Source organism: uncultured Clostridium sp. (assembly GCF_947072515.1).
In the GTDB taxonomy this organism is placed as follows: domain Bacteria; phylum Bacillota; class Clostridia; order Clostridiales; family Clostridiaceae; genus Clostridium.
On the sequence record NZ_CAMTIG010000035.1, the window covers coordinates 21745 to 38239 of the forward strand.

General features: G+C 29.6%; 14 protein-coding genes. All 14 read right to left on the reverse strand.

Going from position 1 to position 16495, the window contains the following annotated elements; translation table 11 throughout:
• Positions 1 to 9: 9 nt before the first annotated feature.
• Positions 10 to 453, reverse strand: coding sequence for an FHA domain-containing protein (locus Q0W06_RS12805; RefSeq protein WP_297636199.1), 444 nt, complete (start codon positions 451 to 453; stop codon positions 10 to 12).
• A gap of 148 nt (positions 454 to 601) precedes the next feature.
• Positions 602 to 3427 (reverse strand): excinuclease ABC subunit UvrA, encoded by a 2826-nt coding sequence (gene uvrA / locus Q0W06_RS12810; protein ID WP_297636202.1) that lies wholly within the window; start codon positions 3425 to 3427, stop codon positions 602 to 604.
• A gap of 183 nt (positions 3428 to 3610) precedes the next feature.
• Entirely contained in the window at positions 3611 to 4054 is a 444-nt protein-coding gene (locus tag Q0W06_RS12815) for a C-GCAxxG-C-C family protein (protein WP_297636205.1), read from the reverse strand.
• 147 nt (positions 4055 to 4201) lie between these two features.
• A complete protein-coding gene (locus Q0W06_RS12820; protein WP_297636208.1) occupies positions 4202 to 4891 on the reverse strand; it encodes a Pr6Pr family membrane protein in 690 nt (229 codons plus the stop codon).
• Positions 4892 to 5110: 219 nt separating this feature from the next.
• A complete protein-coding gene (gene uvrB, locus Q0W06_RS12825) occupies positions 5111 to 7078 on the reverse strand; it encodes an excinuclease ABC subunit UvrB (RefSeq protein WP_297636211.1) in 1968 nt (655 codons plus the stop codon).
• Positions 7079 to 7105: 27 nt separating this feature from the next.
• Positions 7106 to 8368, reverse strand: coding sequence for a PDZ domain-containing protein (locus Q0W06_RS12830; protein ID WP_297636214.1), 1263 nt, complete (start codon positions 8366 to 8368; stop codon positions 7106 to 7108).
• A gap of 17 nt (positions 8369 to 8385) precedes the next feature.
• Positions 8386 to 9606 carry a S41 family peptidase gene (locus Q0W06_RS12835; RefSeq protein ID WP_297636217.1) on the reverse strand — a complete coding sequence of 407 codons (1221 nt, stop codon included), beginning with the start codon at positions 9604 to 9606 and terminating at the stop codon, positions 8386 to 8388.
• Between the two features lie 162 nt (positions 9607 to 9768).
• Positions 9769 to 10659 carry a permease-like cell division protein FtsX gene (gene ftsX, locus Q0W06_RS12840; RefSeq protein WP_297636220.1) on the reverse strand — a complete coding sequence of 297 codons (891 nt, stop codon included), beginning with the start codon at positions 10657 to 10659 and terminating at the stop codon, positions 9769 to 9771.
• On the reverse strand, positions 10649 to 11335 hold the full coding sequence (gene ftsE, locus Q0W06_RS12845) for a cell division ATP-binding protein FtsE (protein ID WP_297636223.1): 687 nt from the start codon (positions 11333 to 11335) through the stop codon (positions 10649 to 10651). The genes ftsX and ftsE overlap by 11 nt, the downstream gene beginning before the upstream one ends.
• 132 nt (positions 11336 to 11467) lie before the next feature.
• On the reverse strand, positions 11468 to 12319 hold the full coding sequence (locus Q0W06_RS12850) for a YitT family protein (protein ID WP_297636226.1): 852 nt from the start codon (positions 12317 to 12319) through the stop codon (positions 11468 to 11470).
• A gap of 15 nt (positions 12320 to 12334) precedes the next feature.
• Positions 12335 to 13183 carry a YitT family protein gene (locus Q0W06_RS12855; RefSeq protein WP_297636229.1) on the reverse strand — a complete coding sequence of 283 codons (849 nt, stop codon included), beginning with the start codon at positions 13181 to 13183 and terminating at the stop codon, positions 12335 to 12337.
• A gap of 131 nt (positions 13184 to 13314) precedes the next feature.
• On the reverse strand, positions 13315 to 14259 hold the full coding sequence (locus Q0W06_RS12860) for a transketolase family protein (protein ID WP_297636237.1): 945 nt from the start codon (positions 14257 to 14259) through the stop codon (positions 13315 to 13317).
• Complete coding sequence (locus Q0W06_RS12865) at positions 14256 to 15080, reverse strand: transketolase (protein ID WP_297636232.1); 825 nt, start codon at positions 15078 to 15080, stop codon at positions 14256 to 14258. The genes Q0W06_RS12860 and Q0W06_RS12865 overlap by 4 nt, the downstream gene beginning before the upstream one ends.
• A 419-nt stretch (positions 15081 to 15499) precedes the next feature.
• Positions 15500 to 16495 (reverse strand): YhgE/Pip family protein (locus Q0W06_RS12870; RefSeq protein ID WP_297636234.1); only part of this gene is annotated, 996 nt, incomplete at its 5' end.

The following is a 16495-nucleotide window of genomic DNA, read 5'->3' on the forward strand; positions in this document are numbered from 1 at the left end:
TCAATCATCTTAAGCTAATACTTTAAATACAGCCGTTCCTACCCGTATTTCATCTCTTGTAAAAAGTTTTACTCTTCCTTTTATTTTTTCTCCATTTAAGTAAGTACCATTTGTGCTCCCTAAATCCTCAAGTATTAAAATATTATTTTTAACGACTATTCTTGCATGTTTTGTTGATGCATAATTATCACTTAAAACTATTGAGCAGTCTTCACCTCTACCTATAGTAGTAATAACTTTAATAGGTACGATGGTTCCAACTTTAAGATTTACATTCTTGCCTGCTTTTACAACTTCAATTCCATGATGTTTTTTATTTGCAGTCGATTTTCTTTTTTCACCACTCTTAACATCTTTAGCCATAATTTTTAATGCCGATATAATTATGATGAATAATATTAAAATAAAGAAAATTCCAAAAACGCCTCCTATAAATCTTTCAAAACTGATCATATCTTCACCTCATATTACTTTATCTTTTAGATTATACACTAAATTTGCGTTTAATTCATACTTTTATCTTACATTTTATTTTATATTAATTTAACCAAGCAATTATGTTAATATTTTATTAAACTTAACATTTGCTTGGTTTTTTTATCTATTTTAGAATTTTTGTTAAATACTTTCCTGTATATGATAGTTTTTCCTTAGTTATTCCCTCTAGCTTTCCTGAGTATACAATATTTCCACCTTTTTCTCCACCTTCTGGCCCTAAATCTATTATATAATCTGCGCATTTTATCATATCTAAATTATGTTCTATCACAACCGCTGTATTTCCACTATCAACTAATCTTTGAAGAATTGACACTAATCTATTAACATCATCTACATGTAATCCTGTAGTTGGTTCATCTAAAATATACAGAGTCTTTCCTGTACTTCTTTTTGATAACTCATATGCCAATTTAATTCTTTGAGCTTCTCCTCCTGATAATTGAGTAGATGGTTGACCAAGCCTTATATATCCTAGTCCTACATCAAATAAAGTTTGTAATTTATTCTTTATTCTAGGAATACTTTGGAAGAACTCTAATGCATCTTCTACTGTCATATTTAAAATATCATCAATAGTTTTCCCTTTGTATTTTACTTCTAAAGTTTCTCTATTATACCTTTTTCCCTTACATACTTCACAAGGAACATAAACATCTGATAAGAATTGCATTTCAATTTTTATAATTCCATCTCCAGTACATGCTTCACATCTTCCACCTTTAACATTAAAACTAAATCTTCCTGGTTTATAGCCTCTCATCTTAGCTTCTGGTGTTTGTGAAAAAAGCTCTCTTATTATATCAAATGTTCCTGTATATGTTGCAGGGTTTGAACGAGGTGTTCTTCCAATAGGGCTTTGATCTATAGCAATTATCTTATCTATATTTTCTGCTCCTTTTATTTCTTTATGCATCCCCACAGGATTTTTACTTCTATTAACTATTTTATTTAATCCTTTATAAAGAATTTCATTAACTAAAGTACTCTTTCCTGATCCAGATACGCCTGTAACCATAGTAAGCGTTGCTAAATTAAAATCAACTGATACATTTTTCAAATTATTTTCATTTGCTTTTATTATTGATATTTTTTGTCCATTACCCTTTCTTCTTTCCTTAGGTAATTCAACTTTTTTCTTTCCAGTTAAATATTGCGCTGTTATAGAGTTATCATTTTTCATGATTTCTTCTAGTGTTCCTGCTGCAACTACTTTTCCACCATGTTCTCCTGCACCTGGTCCAATATCTACTATAAAATCTGATTCTCTCATAGTATCTTCATCATGTTCAACAACTATAACAGTATTTCCAACATCTCTAAGATGTTTTAAAGTTCCTATAAGTCTATCATTATCTCTTTGATGTAGTCCTATACTCGGTTCATCAAGAATATATAAAACTCCCATAAGTGCCGATCCAATTTGTGTTGCAAGTCTTATTCTTTGTGATTCACCACCTGATAAAGTTCCAGAACTTCTTGAAAGATTTAAATAATCAAGACCTACATTAATAAGAAATTCTAGTCTACTTCTTATCTCTTTTACTATCTGGTCACTTATTATCATTTCTTTTTCACTTAATTTAACCTTATTTATAAATTCTAATTCATCTCTAATAGGCATTGTAGTGAACTCATATATATTTTTATCTCCAATCGTAACAGCTAGTGTTTCTTTTTTAAGTCTTGCTCCTTTACATTTAGGACAATGATTATCGCTCATATATTGTTCTATTTCACCTTTAATAATATCTGAGTTTGTTTCCATATATCTTCTGTGAAGAGAATTTATTTCTCCTTCCCAGGCAACATTATATGTTGCTTTTATTCCATCTTTAACATAATCAACTTTAACTCTTTCTCCATCTGTTCCATGAAGTATTATATCTACTATTTTTCTATCTAAATCTTTAATTGGAGTTTTTAAATCAAATTTATGTTTCTTACTTAAAGATTTTAAAATTGCAAATGTCCATGAATCATCCTTAGTTCTTCCTTCCCCCCAAGATGCTATTGCACCTTCCATAATGCTTAAACCTCTATCTGGAATAACTAAATCTTCATCTATTTCAATTAAAGTTCCAAGTCCATCACAATAATCACATTTACCAAAAGGAGAGTTAAATGAAAACATTCTTGGTGCTAATTCTTCTATACTTATTCCACACTCAGGGCAAGAGAATTTTTCACTATAAAGTTTATCATCTCCACCAATTACATTTACTATAACTAGTCCTTCTCCTAATTTTAATGCTGTTTCAATAGAATCTGAAAGTCTTCCTTCAATGCCTTCTTTTATAACTAATCTATCCACTATTGCTTCAATATTATGTTTTTTATTTTTTTCAAGATTTATTTCCTCTTCACCAATCTCATAAATCTCTCCATCAACACGAACTCTCACAAAACCATTTTTCTTTATATTTTCTAAAACTTTTTCATGAGTTCCTTTTCTTCCTCTTATTATAGGAGATAAAATTTGAATCTTTGTTTTATCCTCTAATCCCATTACTTGATCTATTATTTGATCTATAGATTGTTGACTTATAACCTTTCCACACTTAGGACAATGTGGAATACCTATTCTTGCATATAATAATCTTAAGTAATCATATATTTCAGTTATAGTTCCAACAGTAGATCTTGGATTCTTACTTGTTGTTTTTTGATCTATTGATATTGCTGGTGATAAGCCCTCTATGTATTCAACATCCGGTTTATTCATTTGTCCTAAAAACTGTCTTGCGTAAGCCGAAAGAGATTCTACATATCTTCTTTGGCCTTCTGCATATAGAGTATCAAATGCTAACGATGATTTACCTGAACCTGAAAGTCCTGTAAACACTATTAATTTATCTCTTGGAATTTCTAAATCTACATTTTTTAAGTTATGTACTTTAGCACCTTTTATAATTATCTTATCTTTCATATCCTTGCCTCTCTTTCTATATATATTTATTTTAAGCTTTTACTATGTATTTAATACAAATATAGCCCCTACTATTCAAAAATTTTTTTCCTCATTTGCTAATTATAGCACAACAAAAAAAACTGGACAAAGCCCAGTTTCTTTATTAAATATTCTTTTAACTTTAAGTATTTTACTTAAATATTAGTTCATTTCTCTTATTATCATTTTTGCAACTTCTTCTGCAACTTCACCTGTGAATCTTACACATTGTACTTTATGTTCTGGTGTTCCTAAAGTCATTCCTCTAGTTAGAACTCTACAACATGTACTTTTATTTTTTTCTCTAAATATATCATGTAACTCTTTAGTTAATGCCATTGCTTTATCAGTTTCAGGACCACTTGCTTTACTTCTTCCAAACATCATTCCAAGAATCATTATTCCACCTGTTAAAGCTCCACATGTACATCCTGCTCTTCCCATTCCTACTGGAAATCCTGATGCCATTTTAACTACATCATCACTTAATTCTGGCATAAACTCATCTTTTAAAACTTTAACGATAGCCTCTGAACAGAAAAATTCTCCTCTTTGGTAATATCCTTCAGCTTTTTCCCTTATTTCTTCAATATTTACTTCTTTCATAATTTCCTCCTAGATATATATAATATATTTTAAATTATATCATTTTATTAATTATAGTACATTGTAACTTTGAAAATCTATATTTTATCCTATTAAATATTTATCTTTTCACAATCAAAAAAAGATTCGCTATAAAGCGAATCCTCTTTAGGCTACTAGTTCTTCATCATGTTCTTCTAAAAAGCTTAAATCTAGTTCTTTTCCTCTTGCCTTATTTATAGCATAAAGTAGCCTATCTATTGCTACTATAATTATTGCCAATATTATAAAGGCTAGTACAACATATTTCATTGAAGAAATAAATTCCGATGTACTCATTTTATCAATATTAAAGAATGAGTATGGAAAGTATCCTGTGATTTTTCCCATCACTATTGCAAATATCATATACCCAATTGGCCATATTTCCCATTTAGGAATTTGCTTAAATTTATAAGTTCCTTTTGGATAGAAGAATAACCAATCAAGAATAAATGTTATTGGTGTAAATCCATGTAATATATATGTTTCAAATTTATCCCATCCAACTTGATGCCATTGTGCATTTAATATTAACCAAAATACTGCTGCTGCAACACATATATATAATGTAATTGCTCCTCTAACACCTCTTCTATTGAAGAATTTTATTTTATTATCTAAAAACGTATCATTAATAAACCAAGTTAATACAAAAATATTACTCCATTGTGTAAAGTAATCAAAGTATCCTAGAACTCTTCCAATTGGATTTACTATATCAGGCTTAATCCATACTTGCATTATAAATGATATAACTAATCCTAATATTATTCCTAATATTACTAAAGTTCTCCATACTTTTTTCAAATTTTTCATCTCATCACCTATCTATAAATATTTTATACTTTCCGATTATAATAGAAATATTTTGACAATCAAAGTATTTTCTATAAACAACCCGTTAACAATCCACACTTCATTACATAATATCTAAATTTTCTACATTATTTCCCACGCAATAAACCTTTTTTACCAAAATCTCTTAACATATCTAAAATTTAATTAAAATAAAAAAGAACTCTAACGAGTTCCTCTTTACTTTAATTTCTCTATAATATCTCTAAGTTCTGCAGCTCTTTCAAATTGAAGATTTTTAGCTGCTAACATCATTTCATCTGTATATTCTCTAACTAACTTATCTTTTTCTTTTTTCGTTAATTTCTTTTCTTCCTGAATTTCATATTTAGCTTCATCTTCTGAAACTTTAGTTGCCTCTATAACATCTCTAACATCCTTAATTATAGTCTTAGGTATTATTCCATGCTCTTCATTATATTGCATTTGAATATCTCGTCTTCTATTAGTCTCTTTTATTGCTCTATCCATAGAACCAGTTATTCTATCTGCATACATTATTACTTTACTATCTGCATTTCTTGCCGCTCTACCTATTGTCTGTACCATAGATGTTTCTGATCTTAAAAATCCTTCTTTATCTGCATCTAAAATTGCAACTAATGCAACTTCTGGAATATCTAACCCTTCTCTTAAAAGGTTAATTCCTACTAATACATCATATTCTCCAAGTCTTAAATCTCTTATAATTTTCATTCTTTCTATAGTATCTATCTCTGAATGCATATAGGTAGTTTTAACTCCTAGTTCAATTAGGTACTTAGTCAAATCTTCTGACATCTTTTTAGTTAATGTTGTAATAAGTGTTCTAAATCCTCTTTTTGTATTCTTTAATATTTCACTATATAAATCATCAATTTGTCCTGTTACAGGTCTTATTTCTATAGGTGGATCTAAAAGTCCTGTTGGTCTAATTATTTGTTCTGCTACTACTTTTTCATGTTCTGCTTCATATTTTCCTGGTGTAGCACTTACAAATACTACTTGATTTATTTTCTCTTCAAACTCTTCAAACTTTAAAGGTCTATTATCATATGCACAAGGTAATCTAAATCCATATTCAATTAATGAATCCTTTCTTGACTTATCTCCTGCATACATTGCTCTAACTTGCGGTAATGTAACATGACTTTCATCTATAAACATTAAATAATCATCTGGGAAATAGTCTATTAGAGTTTTAGGAGATGAACCTGCTGGTCTTCCATCTAAAAGTCTTGAGTAGTTTTCTATTCCACTACAATATCCCATTTCTCTAATCATTTCTATATCATAATTAGTTCTTTGTCTTAATCTTTGAGCTTCTAAAAGTTTATCTTGAGAATTTAATTCTACAAGCCTTTTTTCAAGTTCATCTTCAATTTTCCCAATTGATTGTTCAATAACTTCTTGTGATGCAGCAAAGTGGGATGCAGGCATAATATGTGCATGCTCTCTTTCACCTAATATAGTCCCTGTAAGAACATCAAATTCTCTTATTCTTTCAATTTCATCACCAAAAAATTCAACTCTTATTCCCTTATTAGATTGAGATGCAGGAATAATATCTAAAGAATCTCCCCTTACTCTAAATGTTCCTCTTGAGAAGTCTATATCATTTCTCTCATATTGAATCTCTATAAGTTTTCTTATAACTTCATCTCTTTCTTTTTCCATACCTTTTCTAAGACTTATAGTAAGTTTTTTATATTCATCCGGATTTCCTAATCCATAAATACAAGAAACTGATGCCACTATAATAACATCTCTTCTCTCAAAAAGGGCTGATGTAGCAGAATGTCTTAATTTATCTATCTCATCATTTATAGATGCATCTTTTTCAATAAATGTATCTGTTTGTGGTACATACGCCTCTGGTTGATAATAATCATAATAAGAAACAAAGTACTCTACTATTGCATCTGGAAAAAACTCTTTAAATTCTGCACAAAGTTGCGCTGCTAAAGTTTTATTATGTGCTAAAACTAATGCTGGTCTGTTTAACTTTTGAATAATATTTGCCATGGTAAAAGTTTTTCCAGATCCTGTTACACCTAAAAGGGTTTGATACTTATTTCCGTCATCTATAGAGTGAACTAATTCATCTATGGCTTTGGGTTGATCTCCCATAGGTTTAAAATCAGATTTTATATTAAAAATTTGCTCCATTATCTCACCTCTTTATCTATCTTTTCTTTATTTCTTCTCTCTTAATATTTCCTGTTTTTCTTTTAATATTTGAGTAAAACTATCTTTATTTAATATAGATACTGGAACTACTAATATTCCTAATCCTTTATTTTCACTTTTTTCTATAGTTATATTAATTTCCTTATACTTCTTTATTATAGTTAAGTTCACTTCATTTATAATCGAATCTTTCATTCTATAAATTTCTTTTTCTGATTCAACTATTTTTTCATTAATACTTTTAATTATGTCACCAGCTTTAATTCCAGCTTTATCTGCTATAGAATTAGGGACTACTTCTATTACACATACTCGTCCCGGAAAACTATAAAAGATAGGTTTTCTTCTTCTTTCCATATTTCTTTGAAAATGTAGCATTACTTCATGTAGAGTTGGTACTAATATAACTATTAGTATTTCTCCCCATAATCCAAATCTAGCAACTTCAGAAATTATAGTAATAATTATGCCATAAATTATTATTATAATTCCTGCTTCTTTTGTTTTTTCTTTTTTATTTTTTGTAAAAGTTATACCTGAATAATTAAAAACTCCATAAAAGGTCATCACTACAATTGTGCATGCAGCTATTAGGCTTAGAGTGTCTGACCCTCTTACTATAGGCCACCAATTAGGAACTTTAACATTTAAAATTGTTGCTGAACTTACTGTGTTAGATTGAATAAAAACCATAATACTTATAGGCAAAAACCAATACCGACTTAACGCATATCCTCCATACACTATTCCTTTTCGTTTAGAGAAAACTGGAATAGCTCCTTTGCGTCCATCTATAATAACCAAAATTCCTTCTACTATATGTAATACTCCTATAAATGTCATTAATGCAATTATATTTATGTTAAATATAGTATTTATAGTTCCTCTATGCAATACATGTGTATAAAATAAACTCGCTCCTCCTAAAATAGCTGCTCCATATGAATAACTCGCTATTCTAGGTTTTAATAACATAAATATAATTGAAATTATAAACAATGCTTGTATCCCTGAATTTTCTTTAAATATTATTCCTAAAGCACTTGATATAATGCCTAAAATAACTCCTGCTATTATTCCTAATGCAAACTGTGATAATGTTAATTCTAGAGGAGAGTTTATACTCTCCCCTGATATTTTCCTTTGCATAATCGAAATTCGTCTATTTTTCCAATAAAATACTATCGCAAGAATTACGAATATTCCTAAAAAGAATGGATCTAAAATAACTAATGATAAGGCTTTTAAGGTATAGATTAATAAGCCCACATTATCTTCCTCCTATATTAATTTATTTTTTCTTTCATAGCCTCAATAGCTTTATTTAATTGAGCATCTTTTTCTTTACTATAGGTTGCATTTACTTCTTTTTCTACTGCCTCAATTTCAATATCTGGAGCTATTCCTTTCTTATGAATATTTTCACCATTAGGAGTATAGTATTTAGATACAGTTACCTTCAATGCACTTCCATCTTCAAATTCAACTGGTGCTTGAACTATACCTTTTCCAAAACTATTAGTTCCAACTATCGTAGCTACTTTATAATCTCTCAATGCTCCTGTTACAACTTCTGATGCACTTGCACTTCCACCATCAATTAAAACTACTAACGGCATGCCGATAGCTTCTCCCCCTTTAGATACTTCAACTGATTTCTTATCATATTTATTTATTGTATAAGTTATATCCTTTCCTTTTTCAATAAATTGTGATGCTACCCCAACCGCTTCATGAAGATATCCGCCTGGATTTCCTCTCAAGTCTAGAATCAATCCTTTCATCCCTTCACTCTTTAAGCTTTTAATATCTTCTTGTAAATCTTTAGTTACGCCTTGATTAAATGATGCAATTTGAATGTACCCAATATCACTTCCTAGCATTTCGCTTACTACATCTTCTGTCTCTATTGGTGCTCTCTTTATTTTAAAATTTAATATTTCATCATTTTTCGGTCTATATATTTCCAATTCTACTTCTTCATTTGCTTTTCCTTTTATTAAAGTACCTGCTTTTTCTATATCTCCTTCAATAGCTTGTCCATCAACTTTTACTAATATATCTCCTGCTAAAATCCCATCTTTCTTTGCTGGGGAATTTTCTAAAGGCTTTACTACTTCAATTTGCCCATCTTTAACTCCAATATAAATTCCAATCCCCACATACTCTCCTGAATTTTGCTCATTATACTTTTTATATTCCTCTTCAGTCATATAGATTGTGTAAGGATCTTTTAATGCATTAGTCATTCCTTTTTTAGCGCCTTCTAATAAATCTTCATCCGGAACTTCGCCATCAAAATTTGCAAGTATTGCATTTCTAATATCAAATAGCTCACTATATTTAGCTGTGGTATTTGCCTCTCTCATCGCATTTTTTACTTTTGAATTTATTTCCCCAAAAACAAACCCCTTAGTAGCTGCTTTATTTCCCAAATAAAAACAACTTCCTGCAATAGCAATCCCAGCTACACCTATCCCTATTCTTTTTACCCATCTCTGTCTCATATACCCTTCCTTTCACATCCATAATTTTACACCTTTTATTTAAAATAAAACTCAGTGAGTTATACTCACTGAGTTTATTATACATTATAGTTTATTCAAAATCATTTCTTTTATTATATTGTAAAACATAATTTAATTATTAAATAATCAAATTTTATCCTTCTATACAACTAAGAATTTTCTTAATGAGAAGTAACTAGCTCCTCCACCAACTATAGCTCCACCTATGGCAAATTCCCATAATAAGTGTGTATATGCATAAGTATTACTTACTATATCTACATATAACATTTTAGTTGTTATCCATGAGAAGAATGCTTGGTATGCTCCGCCAACAAACAGCGCCGCTATTACAGCTCCTACAATACCGATAATCATTCCTTCAATGATAAATGGCCATCTAATAAACCAATCTGTTGCTCCAACAAACTTCATTATTCCTACTTCTCTTCTTCTTGAATATACAGTAAGTTTTGTAGTATTCATAATTAAGAATATAGCAACTCCAACCAGTATCAAGAATAAAATTACACCTATAACTCTTGTTACATTTACAATCTTAGTTATAGTATTTATCAGATCTTGTTGATTTCCAACCTGATCTACCCCTTGCATATTTTGTACAGCATTAACTACTGTCTGTGCATCTTCTGGTGTTTTTAATTGCACTGTATATGATGCTGGGAAAGGATTGTTTTGTAGGCTGTATCCTTCAAGTAATCCTTTATTATTTTGTGATGATTTTTGGAAGTTAACAAATGCTTGATCTTTAGATACATATTGAACATCTTTAACTTGTGGCATGTCTTTTAATTTTATTTCAATATCCCTTTGATCTACTACACCTATATCTTGTTGTAAAAATACTTTTAATTCTACTTTTGATTGAACACCGTTTAAAGCTAAACCAACGTTTTTACTTATTAAAACGAATATTCCTAGTACAAAGAAAGTAATTAATACTGTAATTACCGATGCTAAGCAAATAGTTTTATTTCTTTTTAAGCTTTTAAATGCATCTCCTATAAAATGACCTACCGTATTAATCTTCATCAGTATATCTACCCCTTTCTTCATCTCTCACTATTTCACCTTTTTCAATGGCGATAACTCTTTTTTTCATGTCATTAACTATCTCTTGAGCATGTGTTGCCATTAATATAGTAGTACCAGCTGAATTAATGTCTTCTAAAAGTTCCATTATTTCACTTGCTGTTTGTGGATCTAGATTTCCTGTAGGTTCATCACAAATTAAAACTGCTGGATTATTAACTATCGCTCTAGCTAATGAAACCCTTTGTTGCTCTCCTCCTGATAACTCATTAGGGAACATTTTGTATTTATGTGATAATCCAACCAATGATAGTACCATTGGAACCCTTCTTCTTATCTCTTTTGGCGATGATTCAACAACTTTCATTGCGAATGCAACATTTTCATATACGTTTAATGTAGGAATTAATCTAAAATCTTGGAATACCATTCCTATTTTTCTTCTGTAATATGGTATTTTTCCCCTTGTAATTTCTGATAAATCTTGTTCTGTAACAGTTATTGTACCACTTGTAGGATCAACTTCCTTTAATAACATTCTTATAAAAGTTGATTTCCCTGCACCAGATGGACCAACTAAGAATACAAACTCCCCTGAGTCTATAGTCACGTTAACATCTGAAAGCGCTTTTACATTATTATCATAAATCTTTGATACACTTTTAAATTCAATCATTATTTTACACTCCTTATAGAATTGGGCAAAAAACTATATGCCCTTGTCCATTATAAATTTCATTATAACACATAGATTATTCATAATTTTATAAAATTTTATTAAGTTTTTCTTTTTTTCAGTTTTTTCGACTTATTTTTCATTCACTTTAAAGCCTTCTCCAAAAACTTCATGAACCTCTCCAACCGTTATAAATGCATGTTTATCTATCTCTCTAATACGATTTTTTAATTTTATAAACTCACTTCTATCTAATACTGTATAAATGACAAATTTTTCATCATTCGAATATCCGCCGAACCCTTTTAAGCAAGTACAGCCTCTATCTAATTCTTTAATTATAAATTTACTAATTTCTTCACTTTCATTACTTACTATTATAACTTGCTTACAAACATTTAAGCCTTCAATTAACTTATCTATCATTATTCCTAATAAAATAACACTCAGCATAGCATAAAACCCTAGCGTTAATCCAAATACTAATGCTGCTACAAATGTAATTATAAAGTCTACAATAAGTAGTGATTTTCCTATATCAAGATGCAGATATTTATTCATAAGCTTTGCTATTATATCTGTTCCTCCAGTAGAGGAGTTTGCATTAAAAACTATAGCCATTCCAATCGCTGAAATTATAGTTCCAAATACTGTAGCAATAAATAAATCTTGAGTTATTGCAAAAGGATTTAAAAATTTTTCAATTGCCCACATTATTAAAGATAATAATGTACTTGAGTATATACTTCTTCCTCCAAAATTTCCATCTATAAATAAAAATGCTACTCCAAACAAAACACCATTTACTATGAATGTAATTATTCCTATTCCAATTGAAGGTACATATTTATTTATGATAATTGCAAGACCTGTTATTCCACCTGCTGCTAAATCATTTGGTGCAAAGAAATATTCTACTCCTATTGCTACTAATACTATTCCAATAGTTATTAGTACATAATCTTTTACTAACCCTTTCTTCATAACCTCACTCCTCATTTATCCTTCTATCTTACCAAACCCCTTACCTAACACATCATGTGCTTCATTTACTATTATAAAAGCATCCGGTTCATTTTCTTTAATGAATCTTCTAACTTTCATTAATTGTGATCTTTCTAATACACAATAAATTACATTTTTCTTTTCGCCTGTATATCCACCTTCCCCATTAAAAATGGTACAGCCTCTATCAACTTCTTTGATTATATATTCTTTTATATAATTTGTTTTATTCGTAAATATTATTACTTGATGACATGTATTATACCCTGAAATTACTTTATCTATTATTATTCCAGTTAATAATACACATATTGCTGCATATATTGCTTTTTCTATACCAAATGTAATACCACTAAATACTACAACTAAAATATCTACCATTTGCATTCCTTTTCCCATATTTATATGAAAAAACTTATTTAAAATTTTTGCAATTATATCAGTCCCACCAGTAGAAGCATCTTGTGTAAATACAATTCCAAGACCAATTCCTAAAAGCAAACTTCCTGTAATAGCTGATAACATCAAATCATTTGTTATTGCCTGCGGTTTAAGAAACGCTTCTGCAAACCAATTTAAAACTGATATTCCCATAGCTGCATATATTGTTTTTCCACCAAAATCTTTTCCTATAAAGATAAATGCAACTATAAAAAGAAGAATATTCAATGCTCCCATTACTAATCCTACATTTAATCCTTGGAAATACTCACATATAACTACTGCTATTCCTGTAACTCCTCCACCTGTAATCTTATTTGGTATAAAGAAGAACTGAATAGCTATAACTACAAGAAGCATTCCTAGTGTTATAATGCCATATTCTTTTATATTTTTCCCCATCTCTTTTCCCCTTTTAAAATATTGAACTTCCCTTTAAATATTCCCTTTAATTTTCAACTAAAAAAATATAACAGCATAGTCTCTCTATACTGTTATATCATAATTTTATACTTTTTTGTTACATTTTATTATTATTTTTTACACTTTAGTGACTTTTTACTCATTTCAACAATGTCTTTTGCTGTTAATCCATACTTTTCTAAAAGTTGATTTGGTAATCCACTTTCTCCAAATGTATCTTTAACTCCAACTCTTAAAACTGATACTGGACAGTTTTCAGTAACAACTTCTGCTACTGCTGAACCTAATCCACCAATTATATTATGTTCTTCTGCTGTAACAATTGCTCCAGTTTCTTTAGCTGCTTTTGTTATAAGTTCTACATCTATTGGTTTTATAGTATGAATGTTTACAACTCTTGCATCTATTCCTTCTGCTTTTAATATTTCACTTGCTTCTAATGCAGCATCAACCATTATTCCAGTTGCTATTATTGTTAAATCATTACCTTCTTTTAAAGTAACTCCTTTACCAATTTCAAACTTGTATTCTGGTCTATCATTTATTATATTAACTGCTGCTCTTCCAAGTCTTACATAACATGGTCCATTCATTTCAGCTATAGCTTTTATAGCTGCATCAGTTTCAACTGCATCTGAAGGATTTATAACTGTCATTCCTGGAATACTTCTCATTAGTGATATATCTTCAATTGCTTGATGTGATGCTCCATCTTCACCAACTGTTAATCCAGCGTGAGTTGCACATATTTTTACATTTAATCTTGGGTAACAAATTGAGTTTCTTATTTGTTCAAATGCTCTTCCTGCTGCAAACATAGCAAAAGTACTTACATATGGTATTTTTCCACATGTTGAAAGTCCAGCTGCAACAGACATCATGTTTCCTTCTGCAATTCCCATATTAAAGAATCTTTCTGGTGCTACACTTTTAAAATCAGCAGTTTTAGTTGATTTTGAAAGGTCTGCATCTAAAACTATAACATTTTTATTAGTACTTGCTAAATCTTTTAAAGCTTTTCCATAAGCTTCTCTAGTTGCCATTTTAGTCATTATTTTTGCCCTCCAATTTCTGCAATTGCTTGTGCACATTGTTCTTTGCTTGGTGCTGCTCCATGCCATCCAGCTTGGTTTTCCATAAATGAAACACCTTTACCTTTTATTGTTTTACAAACTATTGCTGTTGGTTTTCCACTACAAGCTTTAGCTTTTTCAATTGCTCCTAATATTTGATCAAAGTCATGTCCATCTATAACTAGTACATTCCATCCAAATGCTTCAAATTTAGCATCTATAGGTGCTGGGTTCATAACATCTTCTATTTTTCCGTCTATTTGTAATCCATTAAAATCTATAAATATTGTTAAATTATCTAATTTGTATTGAGCACCTGCCATAGCAGCTTCCCATACTTGACCTTCTTCTAATTCTCCATCACCAAGTAAAGCATAAACTCTATTTTTTTCTCCGTTTATCTTTGCTCCTAAAGCCATTCCAACTGCTGTTGAAATTCCTTGTCCTAATGACCCTGTTGACATATCAATTCCAGGTACATCATTCATATTTGGATGTCCTTGTAGATTTGAGTTTATTTTTCTTAAAGTCATTAATTCTTTTGGATCAAAAAATCCTCTTCTTGCTAATGCACTATATAGAACTGGTGCCGCATGTCCTTTTGAAAGTACAAATCTATCTCTATCCACCATTTTAGGGTTTTTTGGATCTATGTTCATTTCATTGAAGTATAATGCTGTTACGATATCTGCCGCTGATAATGATCCCCCCGGATGTCCTGATGCTGATTCAGTAAGCATTTCGACAATATCTGTTCTAATAATTTTAGCTGTTTCAATAAGCTGTTCTTTATTTTGTTTCATTATTATGTCCTCCTAGTTTTAATTTAACTTTTTTATAGATTATTATCTCTATTACATAACACTCTTATTTTACCATAGTTCGTTCAGCTTGTATATACTATTAATACCTCTCCAACCCTATAGTATATACCATTCAACCATTTAGTATACTCTAATTTCTTAAATTCAAGTTTTTTCTATATATTTCTTTAATTTTACATAATATATATTATATTTATTAGTTTTATTATATATAGTTTTCAGATAATTTATTTATTTTTTTTAATATAATATATATTATTATTTTTCAAGTTAAGCATAATACGGATGTAAATGTTTTAAATAATTGTTAAATATAATTTTATTTTCAAAAAAAGAAAAGAGAAATACATTTTCTGTAATTTCTCTTTTCTAAATTTCACCTATAAATTTAGTCTATTTTATACATATTGATTAAACAATTCTTCTTCTGCTACAAGTTCTGATTTTTCTTTTAAAACTCTTTTATGAGTTATATGATTTCTAATATATCCTACGATAAATCCTATTATTGTTGGTATCACAATACATAAGATTAAAATAGTTATATATTTGTTAAACACACTACTATTTATTCCACTTATAGCCATTCTCATTCCGCCAACTCCATAAGTTAATATTGCAAACTTACTTACAACTTTATAGAAAGCCGGCATCATAGCAATTGGATACGATCCTCCACAAGAAGTAAACTCAAATAGCATAAGAATCATAATAGCTCCCTTCATAATTGGAGTTATTATATAATGCAATCCATTAAATAAGCTGTATATGGCTACAATTGTCAGTATATTTACTAAGAAGAATAACCCTACGTGCTGTATGCTTAAGTCTAATACAAAGTATAATACTGCACTCATTATTATTGCTTGTAATGCACATATACCTGCTCCAATTGAAAATGATTTAATAAATCTTTTCTTAAATGATCCATCAAATTTTCTTGATAATGCACTTATAACAAAATATGCATACATAGCTCCTACCCATAATCCAATACACATGAAATATGGCGCAAATCCTTCCCCATAAGAATCTACCGGATTTATTGCAATTGTTTTTAATGCTATTGGACTTGCTATGAAATTACTCATAGCACTTGCTGAAAACTTAACATTATCATTTAAATTGTTATATCCACTAGTAAGTCCTGCACTTAACTGCTCTGCTCCTGTTTTTGCAGACTCTAATCCGTTATTCACTTTATTAGCTCCACTAGTTGCAGATGATATACCACTATTTAATCCATTAACTCCATTTGAAACAGTTCCTATTCCTGAATTTAATGCACTTGCTCCTGTATAAACAGAATTTATACCTGAACTTAATGCATTTGCTCCTGTTTTTGCTGATTCTAATCCACTATTTAATGCATTTGCTCCTGTATAAACAGAATT

Bases quoted from the DNA above. Each gene is read 5' to 3' on its own strand.
- Q0W06_RS12805 (WP_297636199.1), bottom strand. From the start codon at position 453: ATGATCAGTTTTGAAAGATTTATAGGAGGCGTTTTTGGAATTTTCTTT.
- uvrA (WP_297636202.1), bottom strand. From the start codon at position 3,427: ATGAAAGATAAGATAATTATAAAAGGTGCTAAAGTACATAACTTAAAA.
- Q0W06_RS12815 (WP_297636205.1), bottom strand. From the start codon at position 4,054: ATGAAAGAAGTAAATATTGAAGAAATAAGGGAAAAAGCTGAAGGATAT.
- Q0W06_RS12820 (WP_297636208.1), bottom strand. From the start codon at position 4,891: ATGAAAAATTTGAAAAAAGTATGGAGAACTTTAGTAATATTAGGAATA.
- uvrB (WP_297636211.1), bottom strand. From the start codon at position 7,078: ATGGAGCAAATTTTTAATATAAAATCTGATTTTAAACCTATGGGAGAT.
- Q0W06_RS12835 (WP_297636217.1), bottom strand. From the start codon at position 9,606: ATGAGACAGAGATGGGTAAAAAGAATAGGGATAGGTGTAGCTGGGATT.
- ftsX (WP_297636220.1), bottom strand. From the start codon at position 10,659: ATGAAGATTAATACGGTAGGTCATTTTATAGGAGATGCATTTAAAAGC.
- ftsE (WP_297636223.1), bottom strand. From the start codon at position 11,335: ATGATTGAATTTAAAAGTGTATCAAAGATTTATGATAATAATGTAAAA.
- Q0W06_RS12850 (WP_297636226.1), bottom strand. From the start codon at position 12,319: ATGAAGAAAGGGTTAGTAAAAGATTATGTACTAATAACTATTGGAATA.
- Q0W06_RS12855 (WP_297636229.1), bottom strand. From the start codon at position 13,183: ATGGGGAAAAATATAAAAGAATATGGCATTATAACACTAGGAATGCTT.
- Q0W06_RS12865 (WP_297636232.1), bottom strand. From the start codon at position 15,080: ATGAAACAAAATAAAGAACAGCTTATTGAAACAGCTAAAATTATTAGA.